At 35.4% G+C, this 26993-nt stretch carries 23 protein-coding genes and 1 pseudogene; 14 read left to right on the plus strand and 10 right to left on the minus strand.

From position 1 onward, the window contains the following. The coding region (locus ACTJFD_RS05440) for an LPXTG cell wall anchor domain-containing protein (protein WP_442260158.1) at positions 1-341 on the plus strand (341 nt) is incomplete at its 5' end. Positions 342-363: 22 nt separating this feature from the next. Continuing rightward, on the plus strand, positions 364-684 hold the full coding sequence (locus ACTJFD_RS05445) for a hypothetical protein (RefSeq protein ID WP_442260159.1): 321 nt from the start codon (positions 364-366) through the stop codon (positions 682-684). Positions 685-917: 233 nt separating this feature from the next. Here the strand turns inward: ACTJFD_RS05445 and ACTJFD_RS05450 are convergent, their stop codons facing one another. The 6 genes from ACTJFD_RS05450 to lexA form a co-directional block, all read right to left on the minus strand. After that, on the minus strand, positions 918-2204 hold the full coding sequence (locus ACTJFD_RS05450; RefSeq protein ID WP_442260160.1) for a hydroxymethylglutaryl-CoA reductase, degradative: 1287 nt from the start codon (positions 2202-2204) through the stop codon (positions 918-920). 12 nt (positions 2205-2216) lie between these two features. Next, complete coding sequence (locus tag ACTJFD_RS05455) at positions 2217-3380, minus strand: hydroxymethylglutaryl-CoA synthase (protein ID WP_442260162.1); 1164 nt, start codon at positions 3378-3380, stop codon at positions 2217-2219. 196 nt (positions 3381-3576) lie between these two features. Further along, positions 3577-4197 carry a 50S ribosomal protein L25/general stress protein Ctc gene (locus tag ACTJFD_RS05460; RefSeq protein WP_442260164.1) on the minus strand — a complete coding sequence of 207 codons (621 nt, stop codon included), beginning with the start codon at positions 4195-4197 and terminating at the stop codon, positions 3577-3579. Between the two features lie 336 nt (positions 4198-4533). Continuing rightward, the gene (locus ACTJFD_RS05465; RefSeq protein WP_442260166.1) at positions 4534-5559 is read right to left on the minus strand and encodes a M42 family metallopeptidase; all 1026 of its coding nucleotides are present in this window, start codon (positions 5557-5559) and stop codon (positions 4534-4536) included. A 67-nt stretch (positions 5560-5626) separates the two neighbouring features. Further along, a complete protein-coding gene (locus ACTJFD_RS05470) occupies positions 5627-5800 on the minus strand; it encodes a hypothetical protein (protein WP_442260167.1) in 174 nt (57 codons plus the stop codon). Positions 5801-5886: 86 nt separating this feature from the next. After that, a complete protein-coding gene (gene lexA / locus ACTJFD_RS05475; protein WP_442260169.1) occupies positions 5887-6507 on the minus strand; it encodes a transcriptional repressor LexA in 621 nt (206 codons plus the stop codon). 147 nt (positions 6508-6654) lie between these two features. On the opposite strand from lexA, the gene ACTJFD_RS05480 reads away from it, so the two are divergent. Next, positions 6655-6897 (plus strand): DUF896 family protein, encoded by a 243-nt coding sequence (locus ACTJFD_RS05480; protein WP_442260171.1) that lies wholly within the window; start codon positions 6655-6657, stop codon positions 6895-6897. 98 nt (positions 6898-6995) lie between these two features. Next, positions 6996-8990 carry a transketolase gene (gene tkt / locus ACTJFD_RS05485; protein ID WP_442260173.1) on the plus strand — a complete coding sequence of 665 codons (1995 nt, stop codon included), beginning with the start codon at positions 6996-6998 and terminating at the stop codon, positions 8988-8990. An 86-nt stretch (positions 8991-9076) separates the two neighbouring features. Here tkt and ACTJFD_RS05490 read toward each other — a convergent pair. Next, positions 9077-10384 (minus strand): annotated as a pseudogene (locus ACTJFD_RS05490) (APC family permease); the annotation flags it as partial. 229 nt (positions 10385-10613) lie between these two features. Here ACTJFD_RS05490 and lepB point away from each other — a divergent pair. The 5 genes from lepB to dinB all read left to right on the plus strand — a co-directional run bounded on the left by lepB (position 10614) and on the right by dinB (position 20878). Next, on the plus strand, positions 10614-11171 hold the full coding sequence (gene lepB / locus ACTJFD_RS05495) for a signal peptidase I (protein ID WP_442260175.1): 558 nt from the start codon (positions 10614-10616) through the stop codon (positions 11169-11171). A 101-nt stretch (positions 11172-11272) separates the two neighbouring features. Next, entirely contained in the window at positions 11273-14851 is a 3579-nt protein-coding gene (locus tag ACTJFD_RS05500; RefSeq protein WP_442260177.1) for a PD-(D/E)XK nuclease family protein, read from the plus strand. Then, a complete protein-coding gene (gene addA / locus ACTJFD_RS05505; protein WP_442260178.1) occupies positions 14838-18608 on the plus strand; it encodes a helicase-exonuclease AddAB subunit AddA in 3771 nt (1256 codons plus the stop codon). The genes ACTJFD_RS05500 and addA overlap by 14 nt, the downstream gene beginning before the upstream one ends. A 114-nt stretch (positions 18609-18722) precedes the next feature. Next, positions 18723-19514 (plus strand): DUF975 family protein, encoded by a 792-nt coding sequence (locus tag ACTJFD_RS05510; RefSeq protein WP_442260179.1) that lies wholly within the window; start codon positions 18723-18725, stop codon positions 19512-19514. A gap of 245 nt (positions 19515-19759) precedes the next feature. Next, entirely contained in the window at positions 19760-20878 is a 1119-nt protein-coding gene (gene dinB, locus ACTJFD_RS05515; RefSeq protein ID WP_442260181.1) for a DNA polymerase IV, read from the plus strand. Between the two features lie 44 nt (positions 20879-20922). Here the strand turns inward: dinB and ACTJFD_RS05520 are convergent, their stop codons facing one another. Next, positions 20923-22107, minus strand: a complete 1185-nt coding sequence (locus tag ACTJFD_RS05520) for a toxic anion resistance protein (protein WP_442260183.1) — start codon at positions 22105-22107, stop codon at positions 20923-20925. A gap of 5 nt (positions 22108-22112) precedes the next feature. Beyond that, positions 22113-22808: a 5-bromo-4-chloroindolyl phosphate hydrolysis family protein gene (locus tag ACTJFD_RS05525; protein ID WP_442260185.1), complete on the minus strand. Its 696-nt coding sequence runs from the start codon at positions 22806-22808 to the stop codon at positions 22113-22115. A gap of 181 nt (positions 22809-22989) precedes the next feature. Between ACTJFD_RS05525 and ACTJFD_RS05530 the strand changes: the two genes are divergently transcribed. The 4 genes from ACTJFD_RS05530 to ACTJFD_RS05545 are packed head-to-tail and all read left to right on the plus strand — an operon-like array spanning position 22990 to position 25000. Further along, positions 22990-23550, plus strand: a complete 561-nt coding sequence (locus ACTJFD_RS05530) for an NUDIX hydrolase (RefSeq protein ID WP_442260187.1) — start codon at positions 22990-22992, stop codon at positions 23548-23550. 1 nt (position 23551) lies between these two features. After that, positions 23552-23734: a hypothetical protein gene (locus ACTJFD_RS05535; RefSeq protein WP_442260188.1), complete on the plus strand. Its 183-nt coding sequence runs from the start codon at positions 23552-23554 to the stop codon at positions 23732-23734. A 15-nt stretch (positions 23735-23749) separates the two neighbouring features. Continuing rightward, on the plus strand, positions 23750-24439 hold the full coding sequence (locus ACTJFD_RS05540; protein ID WP_442260190.1) for a 5'-methylthioadenosine/adenosylhomocysteine nucleosidase: 690 nt from the start codon (positions 23750-23752) through the stop codon (positions 24437-24439). 15 nt (positions 24440-24454) lie between these two features. Then, on the plus strand, positions 24455-25000 hold the full coding sequence (locus ACTJFD_RS05545; protein ID WP_442260192.1) for a cysteine hydrolase family protein: 546 nt from the start codon (positions 24455-24457) through the stop codon (positions 24998-25000). A gap of 48 nt (positions 25001-25048) precedes the next feature. Here the strand turns inward: ACTJFD_RS05545 and ACTJFD_RS05550 are convergent, their stop codons facing one another. After that, positions 25049-26059: a YeiH family protein gene (locus ACTJFD_RS05550; RefSeq protein WP_442260193.1), complete on the minus strand. Its 1011-nt coding sequence runs from the start codon at positions 26057-26059 to the stop codon at positions 25049-25051. Positions 26060-26177: 118 nt separating this feature from the next. Between ACTJFD_RS05550 and ACTJFD_RS05555 the strand changes: the two genes are divergently transcribed. Further along, a complete protein-coding gene (locus ACTJFD_RS05555; protein ID WP_442260195.1) occupies positions 26178-26993 on the plus strand; it encodes a LysR family transcriptional regulator in 816 nt (271 codons plus the stop codon).

A 26993-nucleotide genomic window follows, 5' to 3' on the forward strand; every position in this document is an offset into this window, starting at 1 on the left:
ACGCGACAGATTCAACAGACGCGACAGATTCAACAGACGCGACAGATTCAACAGACGCGACAGATTCAACAGATGCGACAGATTCAACAGACGCGACAGATTCAACAGATGCAGGAACAAAACCAACAGATGATGGTAAAAAACCAGCAGATAATGGTAAAAAACCAGCTAAAAAAGTTACTGTAGCTAAGAAAGATACAACAACTAAAGCAGCAACAGCTAAAAAAGCTGATGCTAAAAAATTACCTCAAACTAATGACACTGTAAATGGTGGTTTAGTTGCTGGTGGATTATTATCTATGCTTACTGGAGCATTTGTATTCTTCAGAAAAGGTAAATAATTACTGGAAGGTGTAGAACTACTTGAGAGCTGATCAACATAAAGACAATTCATCTAAAAAGAAAAAATTGTTGATTTATTTTTTAATTTTAATTGTAGTGGTAGCAATTGCTTTTATTGGTATTAAGAGTTTTGATTTTTCTAGTCCTAGTAACAAATCAGCTAAAGTAACTACTAAAACCGACAAAAAAATTGCTGAAAGTAGTGTTAAGAAAAAGGAATTAGATGAATTAGCCAAAGCAATGGATGGTGTTTTATCATTATATGAAGGTTCTGATTTGAAAGAGTTTCGTAGTGATATAACAACTGAAGATGTTGATAAGGCTAGGAAACTAGTAAACTAGTAAAACCTTTGGATAACAAAGTTAAAGTTAAAAAAGAATTAACAGAACGTTTAGATGATGCTCAAAAATTTATCAAAGAAAAGAAATCTAATGAGAAGAAGTAATTTATTTAAAAGATAAACATCTCTTCAACGATTATACTAGAAAAAAGAATTTTCTTTCAGGTAGGAATTTATTCCTACCTGTTTTTTTGGTTCTTCGTCAAAAGGAAACGAATCAAAAACGACCAATGTTTAGTTGGTCGTTTTTCTGATTCTCTGCAGTAAGTCTTTAGCAATTTCAGTATTCATCGTCTTTTCTTGTCTTAAAAGTCCAGTGAGCTGAGTAATTTCTTGATTGACCGCACCCACTTGAATAGCAAGTGAACTTGCATGTAAGTTCATGTGTCCTTTTTGGATTCCATCAGTGACTAAGGCTCTAAGTGCGGCAAAGTTCTGTGCCAAACCTACGCTAACTATCAATTGAGCTAATTCATCAGCTGATTTGATAGTTAGTAGTTTTAAATTAGTTTTAGCAAGGGGCAAGACTGAGATAGCCCCCCCAACAGTTCCAATAGAAAGGGGGAGCGTCATTTTACCAATTAAGTCATCATCTTCTCTGAACCATTCTGTTAAACATTGATAGCTTCCGTTTCTAGCTGCATAGGCCTGGATACCAGCTTCAACAGCACGGGGGTCATTTCCTGTTGCTATGACTAATGAATCAATCCCATTCATAATTCCCTTATTATGTGTTGCCGCGCGGTAGGGGTCTAATTTAGCGTAATTATTAGCCTCAATTAAGCGTTTAGCTATTTCTTCGGAACTATATTTAGTCTGGCTGGCTAGTTGCTCAATGGGAACACGGCAAGTAGCAGTAACTAGTGATTCAGTATTATAGTTACTTAAGATAGAGAGAAGGGCCTGGTGTCCACTAATGGATTCAATAAGAGGAGTCACACCTTCAAGGATTGTATTCACAATATTAGCACCCATTGCGTCCAAGGTATCAATGATAAGGTGAAGAGTAAGGTAATCATGATTATTTTTCGGATTTTTGACGATACGATATTCAATATTTTTTAAACCACCACCACGTTTAACGATCGAAGGATGCGCGATTTCAGCCATCTTGTAAATGGTTGTTTCTTGTTGTTGAAGTTGTGCAATCACTTTTTGAGGTTCTTGAACTTCTTTTAAAATAATTTGGCCAATCATTCCTTTAATTGCAGAAGTTGCAGTAAAACCATTTTTGTTAAAAAGCTTAGCAGCATGACTAGCAGCGGCAATGACAGAAGGTTCTTCAACGACCATTGGAACGACATATTTTTTTCCGTTCATTTTAAAATTGAGAGCGACTCCCATTGGCAATGCAAATTGACTAATTTGGTTTTCAATTAATGCATTTGCAACGTCTGGGGCAAGTAGAGAGTTGTGTAGATAAGCATCAATATCCTCTTGATTTAAACTCGTGGTTTGTTTCAATTGTTTTAATCGTTCTTCTCGGGAAAGATTGTAAAATTTAGTTGAATGTTGTGTCATCATAAACCTCCATTACTCACAAGTATAGTGCCGTTGCTGATTTTTTATCTCGGATAGGTAAAACTTACCCGTGTCCTGCTTTCGTTCGAGTTGGATGTCAGAACCATCTTTGGGTAAAACCTCGTTAAAAATAGCTTCGTAGTCAGGAACGTTCAATTTAATTCGGTTGAAAAGCAATTGTTTTTGTTCTGTTTTTAAAAGCTGATTTTCATAACCAGCAACAAGTTGACCACTGAAAAACTCACCGACAGCGCCAGAACCATAACTAAAGAAGCCAATTCGTTGTCCTGCTTTTAAGTCTGTTGCGTGGTTTAGAAGGGAGATTAGCCCTAAGTAAAGTGAACCGGTATAAATATTACCAATATCTCGAGTATAGTAAGTGCTTTGTTCGTAGTGAGTTAACAAATCAGTCATTATTTTTTCGGTTTCATTTTCTAAAAGAGGGAGTAAAGCTTTTTTTCCCATTTTTGTATAAGGTAAGTGAAAGCATAAAGCTGCATAATCTGAAAAAGTTAACGCGGTTCTTTTTTGATGTTCATTCCAAATTTTGTTAAAAAAGTGAGCATAGGCTTCATTTGAAAACTTACCATCAACAATGGCTGTATCTGAATAATTAGGGCGCCAAAAATCAAAAATATTTTCTGTCATTGCAACACTATCCTTGTTTAATTCAAGCAATCGAGGTTGGTGAGTGACAAGCATGGCAACTGCACCAGCTCCTTGTGTCACTTCCCCCCCAGTGGCTAAGCCATAACGTGATATATCGGAAGCGATGACTAAGGCTTGACGAGTGGGGTGATTCGTCACGTAATCTAGAGCCATCATCAAACCGGCTGTCGCACCATAACATGCTTGTTTGATTTCAACGGCCTTAGCGAAAGGTTGAATATTGAGTAGTTCATGTACAAAAGTTGCGGTTGCTTTTGATTGGTCAACGCCAGTTTCAGTACCGACAATTACCAAATCAATCAATTCTCTATTTTCTTTTGTGAGTAGAGGAAAGGCGGCATTAGCTGCCATACTGACCGTATCTTGTGTGATGGGAGGGACGGCCATTTTTGCCTGACCAATGCCAATGGTGAATTTATTTGGATCAATGTTACGCTCATTTGCTAAATCAATTAAGTCAACATAAGTATTTGGGGTATAAAAATTAATTTTATCAATGCCTACCATAAAGGGTACACTCCTTAAGTATAGATATAATGTCAAACGTTATTTTAACACAATTTATAGTAGACTTTATCTTTAGTTCTCAAAATTATGAAAGCTTTAAGAAATCTGAAAGAGTGACGATGATCTCAATCAAGAAAAATGGTAGACACAAAAAAGAGACCAACCTAGAAAGGTCAGTCTCTTTTTTTAATTTATATTATTCAGCTTCTGGTTTAGCATTGATTACTTCTGGTTCAGCAACTACTGCATCAGGATCAACTTCTGGCATTGCTTGAGCTTCAACAACGGCACAGATTTGTTCTTCAACATCAGTGATGATATCGTAATCTTTATTAACTGGAATATCTTTAACTTGTAGTGAATCCCCAATTTCTAACTTAGTGATGTCAACTTCAACACGTTCAGGTAATTTGTCTGGTGTAGCAGAAACAATAACGTTATAAAGGTTTTGTTCTAATACTCCACTAGCTTTAACTCCCTTAGCAGTTCCAGTCAGAACTAATTCAGCTTCCACTTCTTGTTTTTCATTCATATCAACAGCTAAGAATTCTGCATGAACCCAAGCTTTTGAAAATGTATCTAACTCATAAGTATGTAATAAAGTACTGATTTGTTTTCCGTCTAAGTCTAAACTATAAACAGCGTTTTGTCCGTTTTCACGAATTGCTTTTTCTAGTTCTGCTGCATCTAAAGAAATAGATAAATGAGAAACACCATTTCCGTTGATTGCTGCTGGTACTTGTCCAGCCTTTCTTAAACTTTTACGAATAGATCTTGGTCTAGTCGCTCTTTCTTCTACTTTTAATACTACTGACATAAATAATCTTCCTCCTTCAGAATAATATCTTAATTCAGTTCGTTATTTACTTCAAGCAGTTTAATCGTTGGATTGAGCACCCGATTAGCTTACTTCCTCTCTCAAGTGTATGTCAAACAATTGAAAGCTGACGAACATAAACTTAAATTCAAGCGTGGCAAATTTAACTGAAGTAAAGAAGTCAATTAAATCTTGTAAAATAAAACTTAAGCAATTTACAATTTGCCTGCTTATCGTAGATAAAAATCTACACTATATTATAAGCTTATATAACAACAATACTACTTAGTTCAAAAAAGGTCAAGTAAAATGGTGAATATGAAGAAGTTCTCCTTTTTAAGAAAGGGGACTTAATAAATAGGTGGTGACTAGTTGTTCAGTCGCTTGGATTGAATCGAGGTGTGTTCGTTCCATAGCGTGGCTGGATTCGATACCAGCACCAAATAAAGCATGTTTAACATCGTATCCTGCACGCATTGCCGCAGAAGCGTCACTACCATAGTAAGGATAAATATCTAATTGATATGGAATTTTATTTGATTGGCACAAATCAACAAGGTGACGTCGTAGACCTAAGTGATAAGGACCACTTCCATCTTTAACACACAGACTAACACTGAATTCATCTGTTTGTTGATCATCCCCCATGGCTCCCATGTCAACAGCAACGTATTCAACGACACGGTCGTCAATATTTGAATTACCTCCATAACCAATTTCTTCATTATTTGAGAAGAAGAAATGAGTCGTTACTGGTAATTCTTGCTGTTTATTTTGGATTAAAAATTGTAAGAGTATAGCAGCTGAAACTTTATCGTCAAGGTGACGAGATTTTAGAAAACCACTAGTCGTAAGTTCAGTTCGTGGATTAAAGCTAATAAAATCACCGACTTGAATACCAAGTTGTTTGGTTTCTTCTGCATTTTTAGTTTTTTCATCCAGACGAATTTCGATGTTTTCTTGATTTCTCTCCGCAGTTCCAGCATCTTTATAGACGTGGACACTTGTTTGATGCATTAAAATTGTTCCGGAAATTTTTTGACCAGATTGAGTTTCAATCGTACAGTATTCTCCTTCAATCGCATTAAAGCGAAAACCGCCAATTAAATCAATTTTTAGTCGTCCATTTGGTTTGATTGCTCTGACCATCGCACCAAGAGTATCAACATGGGCGGTAATAAATCGGTGGTGGTGATCATTTTTCCCGGGAACACTAACGAGCAGTGCTCCTTTATTCGTGAGTTGACTTGTCAGGTTGTGTTCTGCTAGCAAATCTTGAATGAATTCGATGATTTCATAAGTATTACCTGTTGGTGAAGGGATGCTGGTTAATTTTTGGATGAGCTCTATTGTTGTTGGCATAAAAAAACTCCTTTACTTTCATATAAGATAAGAGTAAGGGAGTTTTTAGACTTTAGCAAGAATAAGTTTAATAGGGATGTTTGTGATAGTTTTGAAGGTAAGATTTTTCATCCCAAATCATTAACCAAACAAAAACAAGGGGAATTAAAACAGCAAGTGCAATCTTCCAACCTAAAGAACCTAAAACAATCCCAATTGTTAATACAATTAATAGTAATGCCGTTAACCTAACCATTTGCATAAAAAATTCCTCCTAATAAAATAAATTAATGATTGTTGCGAATGTATGTTCGTTTTTTTATTAAAAAATATAAAGCACGAATGGCTTTATATTTGACTACGATAAAGACTGATTACTTTTCCTAGAATACTAACTTCGTCCAAAATAATAAGTTCCATCGTATCGTTTTCAGGTTGTAATCGGTAATAAGTTTTTTCTTTGAAGAACCGTTTGCAAGTCGCTTCATTTTCATTAGTCATTGCGATAATGATATCTCCATTGTTCGCAGAAGCTTGCTTTCTAACAATCACATGGTCCCCATCAAAAATCCCGGCGTTAATCATACTTTCACCTCGAATAGTAAGCATGAAAAGACTGTTTTCCTCATACTTAAGATGCGGAGGAATAGGAAAGAAGTCTGAAGCATCCTCTACAGCTAAGATAGGCTCTCCAGCAGTGACGACTCCTAATAACGGAATGGTTTTGGGTCTAACGCCAATTAAAGTTAAAGCTTCCTGCGTTAACTCGATGGCACGAGGCTTCGTTGCATCTCTTAAAATTAACCCTTTTTTTTCTAGGCGTGATAAATGACCATGAACAGTCGAGGTTGAAGACAAGTTGACTGCCTCGCCAATTTCTCGAACGGTAGGTGGATATCCTCGATCATTGAGGTGTTGATAAATACAGCTTATTATCTCTAATTGTCTAGAGGTCTGTTTTTTTGTCATAGCTTTCCCTCGCTTATTGTTTCTTTTTATTTATCATAGCATAACCTTGATGATTAATCAAACGTCTGTTCGCCTGGTAAATCAATTGTTTTTTTTAAAAGATTAGGCTATTCTAGTGAGGAAGATAAAATTTAAGGAGGAAATAAAATGTTATCACATGATAAATTAAGTCGCATCAATGAGTTGGCCAAGAAAGCCAAGACAAGTGAAGGTTTAACACTTGCAGAACAGGATGAGCAAAAAAAGTTAAGAGAAGAATATCTTTTTCATTTTAGAAAGGGAATGCGTCATCATATAGAAGGAATGAAAGTAGTTGATGAAGAAGGAACAGACGTGACACCAGAGAAACTAAAACAAATTCAGAAAGATAAAGGAATTCACGATCGCTAAAAAGAAAAAAATTACGATGAAAAGCCTTGCAAAAAGTGATTAAAATGGTTAGAATGTGGATAAAGGTAAAAAAAACCTAAATAATAGGAGGCTTTTGTATGTTCGATAAAACAGATCAATTAGGTGTTAATACTATCCGTACGTTAAGTTTAGATATGATTCAAAAGGCAAATTCTGGTCACCCTGGTTTACCAATGGGCGCAGCTCCAATGGCTTATGCATTGTGGACAAAGCATTTAAAGGTAAATCCAACAACGGGAACTAACTGGGTTGATCGTGACCGCTTTATCCTTTCAGCAGGACATGGTTCAAGTATGTTATATAGCTTGCTACATTTAGCGGGTTATAACCTACCAATGTCTGAATTGAAAAATTTCCGTCAATGGAACAGTTTAACTCCTGGACATCCTGAAGTAGGACATACAGATGGTGTTGAAGCAACAACTGGTCCTTTAGGGCAAGGAATTGCAATGAGTGTCGGTTTTGCGATGGCAGAAGCACATCTTGCAGCCACTTATAACAAAGATAAATTTAAAATTGTTGATCACTATACTTATGCATTATGTGGTGATGGTGATTTGATGGAAGGTATTTCTCAAGAAGCGATTAGTTTAGCAGGACATTTAAAATTAGATAAATTAATCGTTCTCTATGATTCAAATGATATTTCCTTAGATGGCCCGTTAGATAAGTCATTTAGTGAAGATGTTAAAGGACGTTTCGAAGCAACAGGTTGGCAACATCTTTTAATTAAAGATGGTAATGACTTAGTAGCAATTTCTGAAGCAATTGAAACAGCTAAAGCTGAAACAGGCAAACCAACTATTATTGAAATAAAAACAGTGATTGGTTTTGGAGCTCCAAATGAAGGAACGAATAAAGTTCACGGAGCGCCTCTTGGAGCAGAAGGCATCAAGCATGCTAAAGAGGTATATGGTTGGGACTATCCAGACTTTACCGTGCCAGAAGAAGTAGCGCAACGCTTCCATGAAACGATGGTAGCGAAGGGTGAAAATGCAGAAAGTGAATGGAACGCTTTATTTGATGAGTATCAAGTAGCCTATCCTGAATTAGCTGCTCAATTTAAGGCCGCATTTAGTGGTGAAATTGAGGTTGATTTAGAAAGCATTCTTCCACAATACGAAGTAGGCGAAAGTTCAGCAAGTCGTATTACGAGTAAAGAGGCTATCCAAGCATTAGCGGCAAATGTTCCAAATCTTTGGGGAGGTTCAGCGGACCTTTCTTCATCAAACAATACAATGATGGCAGCAGAAAAAGATTTTGAACCTGGTCAATATGAAGGTCGTAATATTTGGTTTGGTGTTCGTGAATTTGGTATGGCAGCAGCAATGAATGGTATCGCATTGCATGGTGGAAGACGTGTTTATGGTGGGACATTCTTTGTTTTTGTTGATTACTTTAAGGCAGCCGTTCGTTTAGCTGCTATTCAAAATGTTCCTGTAACATATGTGTTAACGCATGATTCAATTGCTGTTGGTGAAGATGGGCCAACGCATGAACCTATTGAACAATTATCAAGTTTACGTGGCTTGCCAAATGTAAACGTGATTCGTCCAGCAGATGGAAATGAAGTTGCAGCTGCTTGGAAATTAGCGGTGTCATCTAAAACAACACCGACAGTTTTGGCTTTATCTCGTCAAAACTTACCTGTGCTTGAAGGAACAAAAGAAAAAGCTTACGCTTCAGTTGAACGTGGGGCTTATGTTTTATCTGCACAACAAGGAGAGGTTCCAGAAGGAATCTTGATTGCAACTGGTTCTGAAGTGAATCTAGCAATGGAAGCACAAAAAGAATTACGTGCAGCAGGTCATGATGTTTCTGTGGTATCAATGCCATCGACAATGTTGTTTGATCAACAAGATTCAACCTATCAAGAATCTGTTTTACCAAAAGCGGTGAGAAAACGTGTTTCAATCGAAATGGGAGCATCATTTGGTTGGGATCGTTATGTTGGCTTAGATGGAAAAACAATGAGTATTGATCGCTTTGGGGCAAGTGCTCCGGGTAATACTGTGATTGAAAACTATGGCTTCACTGTTGATAATGTCGTTAAAACGTATCAATCTCTATAAAAAAATAAAATCTGAGTGACTTTTTAAGTCATTCAGATTTTTTTATTCTCGAATAAAAAACAATGTCTTTGCTAGTCTGACACTGATTAATTCATGAGATGCCGTCTTTTATAGTAAGCAACACCAATCCAATAAAAAATGGCACATAGAACAAAGGAAACGCTCATTTGGATTGGATTTGAAGACACTCCACCAATGACAATCACCAGACCGCCAATAATGGCAAAAATAGGAGCAATTAGGCTAGTAAAGCTATTTGATAATTGTTTGTGTCGATACATATTAAAAACTTTTAGATACAGTGTGATGTAAAAACAATAGCCAAAAACGACGGCAATTTCACTGATATCTCCTGTTGGTAATAAGTGAAAAGCTTGCGTTAAATAATGAATAGCAAACCAAAAAAGAGTGGTTAAAAAACTAATTACGGCAGAATAATGATTTAATTTTGATGAATAGATCGTCAGATGTTTGGGTAAAGGTAACATTTCTTTCGTGACTAGGGCTTTCGGCATCCGCAAGTGTCCCAATATCACGCCATTAACCACACCTAAGACTGAAATTAAGACAAAAAATAAAAGAACTTTTTCACCGCTTCGTCCCAACAATAATTGGCCAATTTTTGTAACAGCACCGTCACCAACAGCTAAGATATAGTCTGCTCCTAGGATATGAGTCATGCCTAAAAAATAAGTCAGATAGACCGTTAATACAATTAAAGGTCCTAAAACAAGAGCTTTTGGCATGTTTTTTTTACTATCTTTAACTTCATTTGAAATAGTCAAAGCAATGGGCCAACCATCAAAAGAAAAGGCCATAGGAGCTAAAGCGGCTAACCAGCCCCAACTAGTACTGCTCGGTATTTGGGCAGGAACGCCAATGGGTAGATTGGGTGTATTTTGGTGCCAAAAAAAAGCAACAAGTCCAACGCCAAGTAATGGAATAAGTTTTATGAGGGACGAGAAAACTTGAAAATGGCCTCCTAAATTTTTTGAAAAAATATTAATAGCATAAAAAAAGAGAAGATAGATTAACCCAATGAGCATTTGTAATGAAAAGGTATTGGGCAAATCAAATAAGAGCAATGTGTAAATTCCAGAGACCCAAGAAACAACGGCAATAACCGTAGGGTAGTAGAGGAAGGTTTGGTACCAGCCAAAACCACTTGCGATTTTCGGGCTAAAAAAGTCTTCAAAATAGGCAACCATCCCACCGGTTTTATCTGTTAAAATTTCTAGATTCGTTAACGAGATACTACCGAAAATAATACTAAAAGCACCAATGATGAAAACAATGACACCGAGTGTAACATTTCCTCCCGTATAAGCTAAAATATCATCTACTTTGAAAAAAATACCGGAACCAACACAAATACCGACAATCATTGAGGTCGCGGTCCATAAACCATATTTTTTTTTGTTCGATTTGAATTCTCCTTTCTTATATTAATCTATAAAAAACTATACCATAAAAAGAATGAGTTGGCTTTAAAGTAATAGATAGAATTAATTTATTTTATAAAATAAAAAAGTTTGAAGAATAATCGAATATATTTAGATAAACTGTTCATGAAGTTGATGTTATGTTAAAATAAAACTATTATGAATTGAAGGTGATATAAGGATGAATGCAAAACCATGGATTAAAGATTTACTATGGTATGTTGGCTTGATTATTGTCTTAATTCTACTTAAAGTCTTTGTGTTTACTTCAGTAATTGTTTCTGGAGACTCAATGAATCCGACTCTAGTAGACCGTGAGAGAATTATTAGCTTAAAAATGACAAAAATTGATAGGTTTGATATTGTGACCTTTCCAGCTCCAGATGAACCAAGTAAGAAGTATATCAAACGAGTAATTGGGATGCCGGGAGACACGATTGAATACAAAGATGACCAATTATATCTCAATGGTAAAATTTATAAAGAGCCTTATTTGGATGAACTGAAGAAAGGGAATGATCCAGACTTACTTCCTGAAGGGTTACCAGTAACTAAGGATTTCACCCTTGAAGAAGTCACTGGGCAAACGAAAGTTCCAGAAGGACACTATTTTGTGATGGGAGATAATCGTCAAAATTCTAAAGATAGTCGAATGATTGGTTTTATTGATGAAGCAACGATTTTAGGCGATGTGAAATTTTCTTTCTGGCCAGTGTCCAAGTGGGGTCTAGTTAAATAATAAGTATAAAGGACCATGAAATAGTAATATTTCATGGTTTTTTTAATATCTTAAATTATGTTAAAATGAGGCTATCAATGACAAAGAAATGAGGTTAATTCATGAGTATTCAGTTTTGTATTGGAACAGCAAAGGAAAATCATGCCGAAGCGTTGCTCCTTCATGCCAGTGAATGGTTACAACAAGACGTTAAGCATGATGTTTTTTACATTGTTCCCAATCATGTCAAATTTGAAACAGAAGTTAATGTTTTAAAATCTCTACATGAGTTACCACCCTATCAAAATTTAAAAAATATGGCGAGCACTCGCTTGCAGATTTTTTCGTTTTCACGTTTAGCTTGGCACTTAATGCAGCATACGGCAAGCTATCAACAAAAAGTATTATCTGAATCAGGAAAGCTGATGTTACTAAAACAAGTATTATTAGAACATGAGGCAGAAATAGAATTATATCGTTATGAATTAAACAAACCAGGATTTATGCAGCAATTGATCGAATTATTTGATGAATTACAATTAGGAAATATTGATCCAGAGGATTTAGAAGTTTTACAGACAGCACTTGATCAACAGCACGTCTTGAAGGACACATTTGCTAAGTTATCAGATTTGCAATTAATTTATCGGTATTATTTAGAAAAATGTCAAGCAGTCAATGGTGAAACAGAGGACGTTAAAAGTCGTTTAGCAGATTATTTAAGCGAGAAAGATTTAAGTAACGTCATGTTTATCATATCTGGATTTTCTAGTTTAACGGCAGTTGAAAAAAAATTGATGGCTGTTTTATGTCAAGTTGCCGGTGAAGTTAAAGTGAGTTTGGTATTGGATCGACCATATCCTGATCGACTACCCGAATCTCATGATTTATTTTATCACCCTGGACAAGTTTATTTTGAACTTTATCAAACGGCCAAAATGGCTCGTGTTCCAATTTTATTTGATCAGCGATTAAGTACTTCTAAAGACAAGGATTTAATTGCGTTAGATGAGATTTGGCGAGAAAGCCAAACGTTATCCGTCGTTAAAGAAACGAGAACTCTATCAAATAATCGGTTAGCTATTTTGAGTTGTGAAGACCCTTATGGTGAGATGGTGGTGGTTGCTAAAGAAATTCGTCGCTTAGTGGCAGAAGAAAATTATCGTTATCGAGATATTTTATTGTTAACTAGAGAAGCAAGTCAATATCAAAAAGTTTTAGAACCTGTGTTTACAAGACATGATATTCCTTATTATTTGAATGAGGAAAGTGAGATGAAACATCATCCCCTGATTGAATGGACAACAACCCTATTTCGAATGAAAGATCGGTATTATCAAGAGCATGATGTCTTACGATTTTTACGGACTGAATTGTTTAAACCCAATTTTGAAGAAAATGTTTCACTTGAGGAATGGGAAGAACAGCAAAAAGAATGGCGTCGACAAATTGATTATACTGAAAATGTTGTCTTAGCGAGTGGTTTTAGTGGGCATGATTGGTTACGCGAATGGCCATGGCGTTATGTAACTTATCAATCATTAGGTGAAGAGGAAAACAATCAAGATCAATTGATGGAAAAGGCTTCAAATGAAGTTCGAGAGGCTATTCGTGCCAATTTACCTGATTTTTATCAAGCGTTTGAAGAAGCGAAAACTTATGAAGAAGCTTGTGTCATTTTTTATAACTTTTTAATCTCTTCAGGAGTAGAGCATCAATTGAAACAATTTCGCCAACAAGCGTTATCTCGTGGAGAACTGGTAATGGCTAAAAACCATGAACATATTTGGCAAGAGCTGATGAATTTATTAGATGAGTTTGTAGAGTTACTGGGAACTGAAAGCTTTGAATGGTCTAGTTTTGAACAAATATTAATTAGTGGACTTGAAGGAATAACCTATCGGAAAGTACCGGCAACTGTCGATCAATTAATGGTATCATCGGTTGATTTTGTTCAAGCGGAGAAACGCCCTGTGACGATTATTATCGGGATGACAGACCAATCTTTTCCTAAGAAAATCGAAAATAAAACCTTACTAACAGATGAAGAACGGTCATTGTTTAAAACATTCTTAGTGGAAGATAAATATTTAAAAAAAGATGCTAACGCTGATTTTATTCGAGAGCCTTACGTTTTTTATTTAGCCTTATTATCCTCGACAGAACGTTTGATTCTAACGTATTCAAAACGTAGTGATCAAGTGAAAGATTTGAAACCATCTCCGTATTTATCAATATTGAGTCATGGCTCATCTCTTCAAGTTCAGGAAGTTTTAACAGAACCTGAATTGAATTATTTAGATGTGGTTACTAATTTTTCAACGGATCGAATGTTGTTGCGTGATTTAGTAGGGGTCAAGCGGAGGCTACAGGAAGATAAATTACCTTTGTCTTGGTTATGGCAACAATTAGAGAAACGTCTTCTGAAAAAAATGCCACTTCAAACGGAACGCGTATTAGAAAGTTTAACGTATCAAAATATACCAGAAACGTTAACGGAGGAGTCAGTCGACGCTTTATATGGAGCAACAATTCGAGCCTCTATTTCTAAAGTAGAAAGTTTTTATCTCTGTCAATATCGTTATTTTTTACAGCATGGATTAAAATTGAAACCCCGTCAAGTTTACGAATTATCCCCAGCAGTTGCCGGTGATTTTTATCACGAGGTTTTGGATGCCTTTTTTAAAGAACTAGTGAGTTCAAAACGTCATTTATCAGATTTAACAAAAGAAGAAGTTCGTGAACTTTCAGATTCGGTTTTGAAACGAGTTCTTGGTGACCATCGCTTTTCCATTTTGGATACGAGCCACCGCATGTTATATATCAAGTATCAACTAGAAAAAACCATTCATCGTATGAGTTGGTCTTTACGTGAACAGAGTCATCGCAGTGGTATGACGACACTTCAAACGGAACTTTTATTCGGAGAAGCTTGGGAAAAAGTCGGTGTTGCCGGCTTAGAATTTCCTTTACAACGTGGGAAAAGCTTGAAAGTCCGTGGGAAAATTGATCGTGTTGATCATATGCAAGTAGCAGGGGTTGATTATTTATCAGTTGTCGATTATAAATCAAGTAAACATGAATTTAATTTTATTGATGCTTATTATGGATTAGCGTTACAGATGATTACGTATTTAGATGTCGCATTACGTAATGCTGAAAAATTAGTTAAAAATAATCAAGTCAAAGCTGCTGGCGCTTTTTACCTTCATGTTAAAAATCCAACGCTTAAACCGGTTATTCCAGTCGATGACGAGGTTTTGAATGCTCAAATGTTAAAAGAGTTTCGATATGAAGGAATATTATTAAAAGATCCTCTGGTACTAGAACATTTGGATAAAGAAATTGAACCTGGTGTGTCTTCGCTAGTTTATCCTTATCGACAAATAAAAAAAGAAGAAGCGATGAAGTCGTCTCAATTTGTGACTGAAAAAGAACTATCTTTGCTTTTAAAAAATAATGAGTCCAAATTTCAAGACGCAGGAGAAGCAATCTTTGCAGGTTCTACCAAGTTAGACCCAGCCTATGATGATAGCAAGAAGGAACGGGTTGCCTGTGGTTATTGTCCATTTAGGAGTGTTTGTCAGTTTGATGTAATGCTTAAAGAAAATGAGTATCATCGTTTGAAGAAATTAACAAAAGAAGAAATTATTAATGAATTATCAGTACCTGAGGAGGAAGTCGAAAATGGTCAAGATTGAAAAACCTTTAGCTAGTCATTTTACAGACAAACAATGGCAAGCCGTTTGTGATGATGGAACAAATCTTTTGATTTCTGCCTCGGCAGGATCGGGTAAGACGACTGTTTTAGTTGAGCGTGTGATTCAAAAAATTAAGGCTGGCGTGAGTGTGGATGAGTTACTGATTGTGACCTATACAGAAGCTGCGGCTAAAGAAATGAAACAACGGATTCAATCGGCCGTTCAAGTGGCGATAAATGATGATGCTCTGTCAGTAGAAGCTAGGCAACATTTTGTCCGTCAGTTGAGTCTATTGCCAACAGCTGCGATTAGTACGCTCCATGCCTTCTGTTTGACCGTTATTCGTAAGTATTATTATTTGATTGATATTGATCCTGTTTTTCGTTTACTAACGGATGAAACAGAAAGTTTGTTGTTAAAAGAGGATACTTGGAATGATTTGCGAGAGAAACTCTATGGTGAGCGTCAAGAAGCTTTTTATCGATTGGCAGAAAATTTTTCTAATGACAGAAATGATAATGGATTAACGAATCTTATTTTTTCATTGCAATTGTTTGCATTAGCAAATCCAAGTCCTGAAGCGTGGTTAGATTCTTTGAGTGACATCTATCATGTTGAAAATAAAAAATTAGCAGAATTAGAATTATACCAAGATTATGTTAAACCTGAAATTTTAGCGGAGTTATATCAAGGTATTGATTCTTTAACGGCACAACTTTCTATTATTGAAGGTGAGGTTGATTTTAAAAAAACTGTTTCTGTTATTTTAAGCGACTTAGAACAATTGAGCCGATTGATGGAGTTACTGGAAACAGATGAGTTAGAGGATTTTTATCAACAAGCAAGTACCCTCAAATTTGCTAGAATCGCTGGACCTAAAAAAAGTGATAGTTCTGAAGAAATGCTGGAAATTTATGAACAAGTTAAAGGTGTTCGAGGGGGAGTCAAAGAAAAGATTAGTAAAATAATAAAAAAACATTTTAGCCTCTCACCACAAGATACAGTAGATTTAATGGCTCAGGCTTATCCACTTGTGACAGAAATGGTTGCGGTAACTAAAGAGTTTATAAACGCTTTTCGTGAAGAAAAGAAGAAAAGAAATGTGGTTGATTTCAACGATTTAGAGCATTTTACTTTAAATATCTTACGTCAGTTATCAGAAAATAATGGATGGCAAGAATCAGCTGCTTCTACTTATTATCGTGAGAAATTTGCGGAAGTTCTTGTCGATGAGTATCAAGACATTAATCGATTGCAAGAAAGTATTTTGTATTGGTTACGCCAACCGAAGTTGAATGAAGGTAATTTATTTATGGTAGGAGATGTGAAACAGTCGATTTATGCTTTTCGTTTAGCCGATCCCACCTTATTTATCGAAAAATATGAACAATATGCAACTGAAAATGATGGACGTCGGATTATCCTAGCCGAGAATTTTCGTTCAAGAAGCACAGTTTTAGATTTTACAAATTTAGTTTTTAAACAGTTAATGGATCCCTCTTTAGGTCAAATTGCTTATGATAAGAGCGCAGAACTTGTCACTGGTTTTAAGGATTATCCCAAAAGTGAAGCGTACCAAACGGAGATTTTGATTTATGAAAGTCAACGAGAAGAAACAGAAGAAGGCGTTTTTGATGAAAATATTGAATTTACAATTGATGATAAAACAGAAGGTGAGTTGCTATTAATTGGTAAAAAAATTCAAGAATTAATCAAGGAACCCTTCCAGTTGTATGATAAAAAAAGTAAGACAACACGTGATTTGAAATATAGCGATATTGTATTGCTGACGCCCACGAAAAAAAATAATTTAGTGATTTTAGATGTTTTTAAGAAATTAGAAATTCCTTTGATGATTAATGACACACAAAATTATTTTCAAGCCACTGAAATTCGAATCATGGTAGCGCTACTCCAAGTGATTGATAATCCTTATCAGGATATTCCGTTAGTTTCAGTTTTACGTTCACCAGTTGTTGGGTTAGCTGAGAATGAATTAGTTCGTATTCGTGAAATGGCTCCGAATGCCTATTTTTACGATGCTTTGTTACAATTTTTGGCAAAAGAAACACAGAATGATTCGTTGTATCAAAAATTAGAATGGTTCCTGAATCAACTGGATGATTGGCGTGAAATGGCACGACGAGAAAAACTTGCTACTTTAATTTGGAAAATCTATGACCAAACAGATTTATTAGACTATGTTAGCGGTATGCCTTCTGGAAAACAACGTCAAGCGAATCTCCACGCGCTATATGAACGAGCAGAAGCTTATGAAGAAATGAGCTTCAAAGGTCTATTTCAATTTGTTCGTTTGATTGAAAAGATGCAAGCAAAAGATAAGGATTTAGCTGAACCGGCGAGCCATGTTGAGGAAGAAGCCGTTCGGGTGATGACTATTCATGCAAGTAAAGGACTTGAGTTTCCAGTTGTTTTTGTTTTAGATTTAGCTAAACAGTTTAATTTACAAGATGTTCGTAGCAATAAGTATATCTTTGATGAAAAATTAGGAGCTGGAATTAAATATTTAGAGGAAGAAACGCGAGTAGTCTATGAAACTTTGCCTTTTAGTGTGATTGGCGAACAAAAGAAACGGAAGTTATTAGCGGAAGAGATGCGAAAACTTTATGTGGCGTTTACACGAGCGGAACAAAAATTATACTTAGTTGGTTCTTATAAAAATAAAGAAACCGCATTTAAAAAATGGCAAAATAATTTAACCACGCAAGAAATCATTGTCCCGATTGCTACAAAATTAAGTCATCAAAGTTTAATGAGTTGGATTGGAATGACGTTAGTTCGGGTACCATCGATTCAAAAAGCGTATCCAGAAATCGAGGTTTCTAGTGTCACTGCACTGGCAGATTTAGAAGTTCCAATCGGGTTATCATTTTATAATGATGAACAGTTGAGCGAGATGATGCATCTTTCAGTTGAGCAAAAAGATGAAAAAGCTTCATTAGTTATTGATTTAAAACCGAATGTTGCTAAACTTAAAGAAGTCACAGATTTATTGAATTTTGACTATCCTTTTGAATGGGCAACGAAAACAACGAGTTATCAATCAGTATCAGAAATTAAACGTGTCTTTGAAGACCCTGATGCCCAAAAATTGCAATGGCTAGACTTAACCAAAGTAAATGAAACAACGGGGTTTCGTTATGTAGAGCAAGAATTTAAAAAGCCTAAATTTGTTCAAGAACAGGATGAAGTCAGTCGTGCAGAAATTGGGACAGCGACCCATCTTTTGATGCAATTGTTATCTTTTGATACACCAATCACTCAAACAAGTTTGACAGAGCTCTTAGAGGATTTGATTAGTCGAGGGTTAATTACTAAAAAAGTAGGACAACAAGTTTCGATAGCCAATCTATTAAGTTTTTTTGCTTCAGATTTTGGTCAGAAAATGTTGAATTATCAAGCGACTTTACAACGTGAGCAGCCTTTCTCACTCTTATTATATGCTCATCAATTGTTTAAAGATTATCCAGAAAAATCACGAGATCAATTATTGGTTCATGGGATTATTGATGGGTATTTTGAAACAAAAGAAGGACTTGTATTATATGATTTTAAAACGGATTATGTAAAAAATCCTCAAGACAAAAAAGAAATTGAAAAAATCAAGCAACGTTATCAAGGACAAATGAATCTTTATCGATTAGCCCTTGAAGAGGCTAGTCAACGTCGAGTAGTCGAGTCTAACTTAATTTTACTCAATCCCGGTTGCGTAATAAAAATGGAAGAATTGTTTTAAAAGAAGAGGGCATTGAGTAAACTAGGGTCACATAAAAAATATGTTGTTCATTTAAAATAGTAGTAGTCTTTTTAAAAACGTGATAAACTGTAAAAAAAGGAGGTCGAGTACACCATGTATAAAACATCGAGTGAACTAAAGAAAGTGGCAAAAGATTCTCTGAAAGGTCGTTGGGGAGAAGCTATAAAATTAAGTTTGGTTCCAATCCTACTTCAATTAATCTCTATTTTTATCATTACTCTAGCGATTGCTGGCTTTTATTATTTTGTAACTGAGTATTCATCTACGGCAAATGAGATATCTGAATTCGGAGAAAGTAGTTATGATAGTATTGGAGAGAGTAGCCCAGGTTTTAGTTTTATAATTGAACCGATTTTATCGTTTGTTGGAATTTTTATTACTCTGGGGATTTCTTTTACTTTTTTAGATATGATACGTAAAGAAACAACAGGCCCTGTCGGCGTTAAAGATGCGTTTCGTTTGTTTAACGGTCAAGATTTTGTTCCTATCTTTTTAATTAATTTATTGATTAACATTTTTACTAGTTTATGGAGCTTACTTTTTATTATTCCAGGAATAGTAAAAACTTACTCTTATTCACAAGCTAACTTTATTTATAAAGATTTAACCACGCATAAAGATACACGCTCAATGCCGGTAACCTCATTTATAACAGAGAGTCGCGAATTAATTAGAGGACATAAAGGGCGTTTGTTTTGGTTAGATTTAACTTTTATTGGTTGGTGGCTTTTAGTTCCCTTTACCTTTGGTTTAATTTTAATCTATTTGATTCCTTATACAGCAGCAACAAAAGCAGCTTTCTATGATGATTTATCAAAAGGTAAATTTTTAAAACAAGAAGAAGTTTATGATGATATTGATGAAGGTGAATGGACTAATTTCTAAAGGATGAGATATTTCTCATTCTTTTTTTATTGGATTACCAACAGAAAATGGGTTGATTTTAATCATAAAAGAGTAAAATAGTTGCATACCAATTATCCCGAATTGGTTTTTTATACTTAACTCCTATCGAGAGAAAGTAATAACAACCTTCATTTCCACTAGAGCGACGGCTTTAGTGGTTTTTTTTTATGTTTTTAGTTATAATGGATAAGAACGTACGTTTGCTTTTAGAAAGGGAGAGAAAGATGGCTCAGGATTTAGTATTTCCGTTAAAAAATGATGTTTCTCGTAAAATAATCCATATTGATATGGATGCTTTTTATGCTTCTGTCGAAGAACGGGATCGTCCTGAATTAAAAGGCTATCCTTTGGTTATTGCTAGGCATCCAAGCGATACGGGCGGACGTGGGGTGGTTACCACAGCTAATTATGAAGCTAGAAAATATGGAATTCACTCGGCTATGAGTGCCCAGAAAGCCTATGAGTTATGCCCTAAAGCTAATTTTGTGCCAGGGAGACATGCGCATTATGCAGAGATTTCAAAACAAATTCATCTGATTTTTCATCGTTATACAGATATTGTTGAGCCGCTAGCGCTAGATGAGGCTTATTTGGATGTGACGATTAATAAAATTGATGCTCGTAGTGCGATTCGTATTGCCCGATTGATTCAATTAGATATTTGGCATGAATTACATTTATCGTGTTCAGCGGGAGTGAGCTATAATAAATTTCTAGCAAAACTAGCTTCTGATTATCAAAAGCCTAGTGGTTTAACGACAATTTTACCAGATGAAGCCATCCCTTTTCTTGAAAAATTACCGATTGAAAAGTTTTATGGTGTGGGGAAAAAGACGGTACCTAAAATGCATGAGATGGGAATATTTACTGGGAAAGAGCTAGCAGAAAAAAATGAAATGGAATTAATTCAAGCATTTGGTAAAATGGGCTACTCTTTATATCGTAAAGTTCGTGGAGTGCATAATGCTCCAGTTCGTGCTGAACGCGATCCTAAATCAGTTGGCCGTGAAAATACATATGCTAAAGTCCTACATACGCCAGACGAGGTGACGGTTGAGTTGCGAGGTTTAGCGAAGGAGGTCGAGCGAGCGTTAGCCAAACACCAATTGCAAGGGATGACGGTTGTTTTAAAAATTAGAGATAAAGAATATCACACGTTTACTAAGAGAGTCACTTTACCAGACTATGTTTGGTTACAAGAAGATTTATTTTATCATGCTCATGAATTATGGTCGTATTTTGAAAGTATTCAAGAAAAAGGGATTCGTTTGTTAGGCATTACCGTGACTAATCTTGCGCCTAAAACATTTGAACTGATTAAGTTACCTCTCTGGGAAAAATAAAAAGCCAACGAAACTTAAAGTAAAGTGACGTTGGCTTTTTTGTTTTAAGATTGAGTCAGTTCAAGTAGTTTATGTTTCAAATCTTCTTCCATATTGGCTAATTCTAATTCAGCATTACGGCGTTTTTCTTTACCTTCTTTTTGAATTAAGAGTGTTTCTTGAATTGTTTCAATTAAATCATCTTGTGTTTTTTGCAATGTTTCAATATCGACAACGCCACGTTCATTTTCACGTGCTGTTTCAATAGCCGAAATTTTAAGCATTTCCGAATTTTTAGTTAATAAATCGTTGGTTGTTTCGGAAACTTGACGTTGAGCTGTTACGGCATCTTTTTGACGAAGTAAAGTCAACGCAATGGCCACTTGATTTTTCCAAAGTGGAATTGCTGTATTAATCGAGGTTTGAATTTTTTCAGCTAAGGCTTGATTAGTATTTTGAATCAAACGAATTTGTGGTGCTTGTTGGATTGTAATTTGACGAGCTAATTTTAAATCATGCGTTCTTTTCTCTAAGCGATCAACAAATTGATTGAGATCGTTGACGATTTGAGCATCCATCTGATCACCGCTAGCTTGTGCTTTTGCTACAGCATCAGGAATTGTTTGGGTTTGAAGTTCTTCCATTTTATACTCACCTGCGGCAATATAGACATTGAGCGCATCAAAATAATCTTTATTTTGATGGTAGAGTTGTTCTAACATCGAATTGTCTTTGATTAAACTGTTTTTTTCTTTGTCTAAACGAACGGCAATTTTATCAATTTCAGCCCCAATTTTTTGATATTTAGCGGTAATTTCGTAAATGGATTGTTTTACTTTACCAAACATTCGTTTAAAAATATTAGATTCTTGAGCTGCTAACTCACTAGGATTCGCTTCATTTAAACGATACATTAAATTAGTTAGAGAATCTCCCATCGGTCCAATATCTTGTGCTTGGACTTGATTTAACATTGAGTGTGAAAATTCACCCAATTTTTGTTGTGCAGCGGCACCGTAACTTAAAACAGCTTGGCTATCATTAACGTCAATTTTGCTCGCTAAATCGATTGCTTGTTTTTGACGTTCAGCTGGAAGCTTATCCATCATTTTTGGAGCAACATCCCCAGAAACAAGGGGAGTACTTTCAGGCACTGAAGGCGTAGGCTCCATGGCTGGTAAATCAAATGGGTTACTTAATAAATCGTCAAGAGTTGAGTTCTCTAATGGTTGGTTGGGTTGGTCTGTCATAGCATTTATTCTCCTTTATATTCATCTTGATAATGACTAGTATTTTTTTCGGCAATTGAAATTTCAACATCGAGCTCATCTAAATCATCTTGGACAAATTTATTATAGTCTCCAATAAGAAGAATAGACGCTTTTTCAATGGCTTCTGCACATTGTTTTAATGCTTGATAGGTTTGCTTTGTTTTTAATTCATGCCGATCAATTTCAAGATATTTGTTAGTCAGTTCGGTAATGTTCGGTAAATGATTATATAAAAATTGATCCGCAAGATGGAGTTTTTGTGGGTCATTGACTAATTCTTTAAACATCGCTTTCGCTGCTGTTGTTGTTTGCAAGCGTAAATCAATAGATTTAAGTTTTGCTGTTGACGTCATATTTTTATTAAGAGTTACAATGTTGGCTTTTGCTTCTGCCATTGTTTTTCTGAAAAAAACAATTTCATCTTCGGACATTCCGGTTTTTGAATAATGCTCTTCTTTGACACGTGATAGACTAGGTAAGTTATCTTTAGTACTATTATCTTTTTTCAACAAACGTTGGAAGAGAAATTTCAAATTTAGTAAAATAGAAATCAAAAGAACAAATATCGCGATTCCTAAGAAAAATTCATCAAATCCCATTATTAGCAAAAAAACAATAACGATAATCGATACTACAGTTACTAAAGTACTTTTTCTTAATTTATTATTTTCTTTTTTCATATTGTCACTCCTATATTTATGAGAATAAGTCTCACGTTCTTTACAAAAACATCTTACCATAAAGTAGCTTATTTAATATCAGTCGAAAGTTTGATTTATTTCTCGGCCGCTAATTATATTGAAAAGAGTTACGATTAACGTTATCATAATCTTAACATAAGTCTTGATTAAGGAGAAAAGAATGTTAGAAAAATTTTATGAAAAAACAATCAGTCGTGAAGTTATTTATGATGGAAAAGTGGTTCATTTAGTAGTCGATGAGGTAACGTTACCTGATGGAAATCTCAGTAAGCGTGAGTTAGTTTTACACCAAGGCGCAGTGGGAATCTATGCAATAACAGCAGACCAACGTTTAATTTGCGTTCGTCAATTCCGTAAAGCGTTAGAAAAAACGATTATTGAAATCCCAGCGGGAAAAATTGAAAAAGATGAAAAAGATTATGAACTGACGGCACGTCGAGAATTAGAAGAAGAAACAGGTTACCAATGTGACAAGATGGAAAAGTTAACGCAGTTTATTTCATCTCCAGGTTTTTCAAATGAAATCCTCTATCTTTATCAAGCAACTGGTTTGACAAAAGTTGAAGACCCATTGCCACAAGATGAGGATGAGTTTTTGGAAATTATTGAATTAACGCTGGCAGAAGCGTTAGAGAAAATAAATACAGGTGAAATCTGTGATGCTAAGACAATGTATGCTATTCTGTATTGGCAGCAACAAATGATGATAAAGGAACGATGAAATGATTAGAAAACAAAAAAAAGAGAAAACAGAAGAAATCTCAAGTTCTTCTGATCAACTATTAACTCGTAGCCGTGTGAAGGAATATAATAGAAATAAAAAGAGAAATCGATGGTTAAATATAGCCATTGTCGTTGTTATTGTTTCACTTGGCTTAGTGATTTATGCTATTTTGAATCTATAAAAAGGGGTTTTTTTAATGAAAATAGGAATAATTGGTGCAATGCAAGAAGAAGTAACACTTTTAAAAAGTTATTTAGTTGGATTAGAAGAATGGACAGAAGCAGGCGCACAGTTTTATAGCGGTCAAATAGGTGAGCATGAAGTTGTTCTGACTCAATCTGGGATAGGCAAAGTTTTAGCGGCGGTGACAACAACATTACTTATTAGTCATTATCACGTTGATATGGTCATCAATACTGGGTCTGCAGGTGGTATTGGCGAAGGTCTTAAGATTGGTGATTTGGTTATCTCGGAAAAGTTAGCATATTCAGATGCTGATGTGACAGCCTTTGGTTATGCCTTTGGCCAAATGCCTCAGATGCCACTTTATTATGAGGCGGATACTAAATTAATTGCCTTAACGAAAGAAGCTGCTCGTGAGAATGGTTGGACTAATTACAGTGGTTTAATTGTTTCTGGTGACACTTTTGTTCATAGTCAAGTTCAGATTGATGCGATTAAAGAGCATTTTCCAAATTGTTTAGCCAATGAAATGGAAGGCGCAGCGATTGCTCAAGTTGCTTACCGTTATGAACGCCCATTTTTAGTAATTCGTGCGATGAGTGATGTTGCCAATGAAGAGGCTAGTGTTAACTTTGATGAATTTATTATTGAAGCAGGTAAAAAATCAGCTCAACTGGTTTTAACTCTATTAAATAAATTATAGAAGGAATGATAAGTGATGGAAGCTTTATTATCGATTGATTATACTGAAGATTTTGTTGCGACGGATGGAAAATTAACGACCGGTGCTGAGGGACAAAGCATTGAAAAAGAGTTAACTGCTTTAACGAAGCAATTTATAAAACAGGGGGACTATGTCGTTTTTGCGATTGATGGACATGATGAAAAGGATCAATACCATCCAGAAAACAAACTATTTCCACCTCATAACTTAATGAAGACAAAAGGACGTGAACTATATGGTTCACTTCGACCGCTCTATGAAGAAAATAAAAACAGGACTAATGTTTATTGGATTGATAAGCGTCACTATTCGGCTTTTAGTGGCACGGATTTAGATATTCGCTTGCGTGAACGTGGGATTAGAAGACTTCATTTAACCGGAGTTTGTACGGATATTTGTGTTTTACATACAGCGATTGATGCTTATAATTTAGGTTACCAAATTGTCGTCCATGAAAAGGGTGTTCAAAGTTTTGATCCGATTGGGCATAAGTGGGCGTTAACACATATGAAAAATACGTTAGGTGCTGAAATTAGATAAATAGAAAAAAGGAGGGATGGCATGATAAAAAATGCCATTCCTCCTTTTTTATTGAATGCTAAAGATTTTAATCCAAAGAATGACAAAAATAATTTGGAGCAGGCCGACGCTAGCAGTATAAAGTAAGAAACGTTTTCCTTCTTTGAAAAAACGTTTGAAATTTAAACGCAAGCCAATTGCAGCCAGAGCGGTGACTTCAAACCAACCGCTTAAAAGATGAGCGGAGTTAGCGATCCATGGTGTTAAAGTTAAAAAGCTATTTAATAAACAACTAATTAAAAAACCAATAATATACCAAGGGAGTGGTAATTTCTTTTTTTTGTTTATGATCTTTTGATCTCCTGTTTTTTCTTTAGAGTCATTTGCAAATTTACCAAAAAAGAAAACAACCAAGACCAACAGCATAATTCGCATAATTTTGAATAGCGTTGACCATTCAACGACTTCTGGACTAACCATACTAGCACTAGCTACTACTTGCCCAACCGATTGAAGAGTTCCACCAATCATTGCACTTTGAGTCATGGCCTCATTGGGGTAGAGGAAAGTGGCGAGGAAAGGTAAGGTTAGCATTAAAACAGTCCCTAAAAGATTAACGAGTGTAATGATTTGTCCTTTTTCTTCTTCTTTGGCATTAATTTCTGGAGCAATTGCTCCAATAGCGGAGGAACCACACACTGCGTTTCCACCTGCCATTAAAAGGGACATGGTTTTTGTAAATTTTAATTGTCGCCCTATTAAATAGACAGTAATAATGGTACTTGTCATTTGAAAAATAATAAAAACAAAACCATTGAGGCCCATTTTAGCAATAGTTTGAAAGGTCACAGTGAAGCCAAGGAGTACAATCGACCATTCCAATAATCGACTTTCAGAAAATTTAGTTCCTTTATTTAAGCCCGGTTGTTGGCAAAAAGTATTGCCTAACAAAATTCCTAATAAAATGGCAATCGTTGCCGCTCCAAGATTGGGAATAAAATGTGCTAAATACTTACTAAGAATAGCGACGCAAAAAGCGAGTAAGAAACCTGGTAAAATTTGTTTGAGTGTTTGTTTCAATTTTGACACATCCTCATCATTTCAATAATGTTATTAGTATAACGTACTTGTTTTCATTTGATAAATAAATAGTTATAATAGGCATTATAACTATTTATTATAGTTGAGGAGGAAAAATATGTTTAAATGGTTAAAAACATTTAAAGTGGCTTATGAATGTAAAAACTTTTCAGTTGCTGCCGAACATCTTTATATTTCACAACCTGCCGTTTCGAATCAGCTAAAAGCTTTGGAAGAAGAGTTAACGTGTAAACTCTTTGTAAGAAGTGGAAAACAGGAGATGAAACCAACGCTAGAAGCTGATCTTCTTTATGGACGTTTATTGGACTTGTCAGATGATTGGGAGGAGACGCTTCAATTATTGAAAGGCAAAAAAGAGGAGCAAAAAATTTGCCGCATTGGGGCGTCACATACATTTGCTATTTATTATCTACCAGAACTATTAAATCAACTTTTGCGATTTTTCCCAACGATTGATTTTGAAATCGAGATGATGAATTCTGAAGAAGTTTTAGAGGGAATTGAAAAGCATCATTTGCATTTGGGGTTTATTGAGAAGCCATTAGTTACGATTACGAGTGAGCGATTAAAATTAAATCAAGATGAGCTTGTTTTAGCTGGAGATTTAAACAGCTCCTTTTGGCTAAGTCGTGAAGAAACATCAGGTGTTTATCACTATATGCACCAATACTTAACAGAAATTAATTTAAAACCACAAATGATGCTCGTTAAAAATAATGAAATGATTATCAAACTCTTAGAACAAGGATTAGGAAAGAGTATGGTATCAAAAAAAGCACTCCCGGAAGGAATGCCTTATCAATCGTTGAATGACTGTTATCAACGTCATTTTTATTTGTTAAAAGGAAGTCACTTGGTGGCTAAGATTTATCAAAATTTAGTGACGAAAATTTTAGAAATTCAGCAGGATTAA

Source organism: Vagococcus sp. (assembly GCF_052102835.1).
In the GTDB taxonomy this organism is placed as follows: Bacteria; Bacillota; Bacilli; order Lactobacillales; family Vagococcaceae; genus Vagococcus.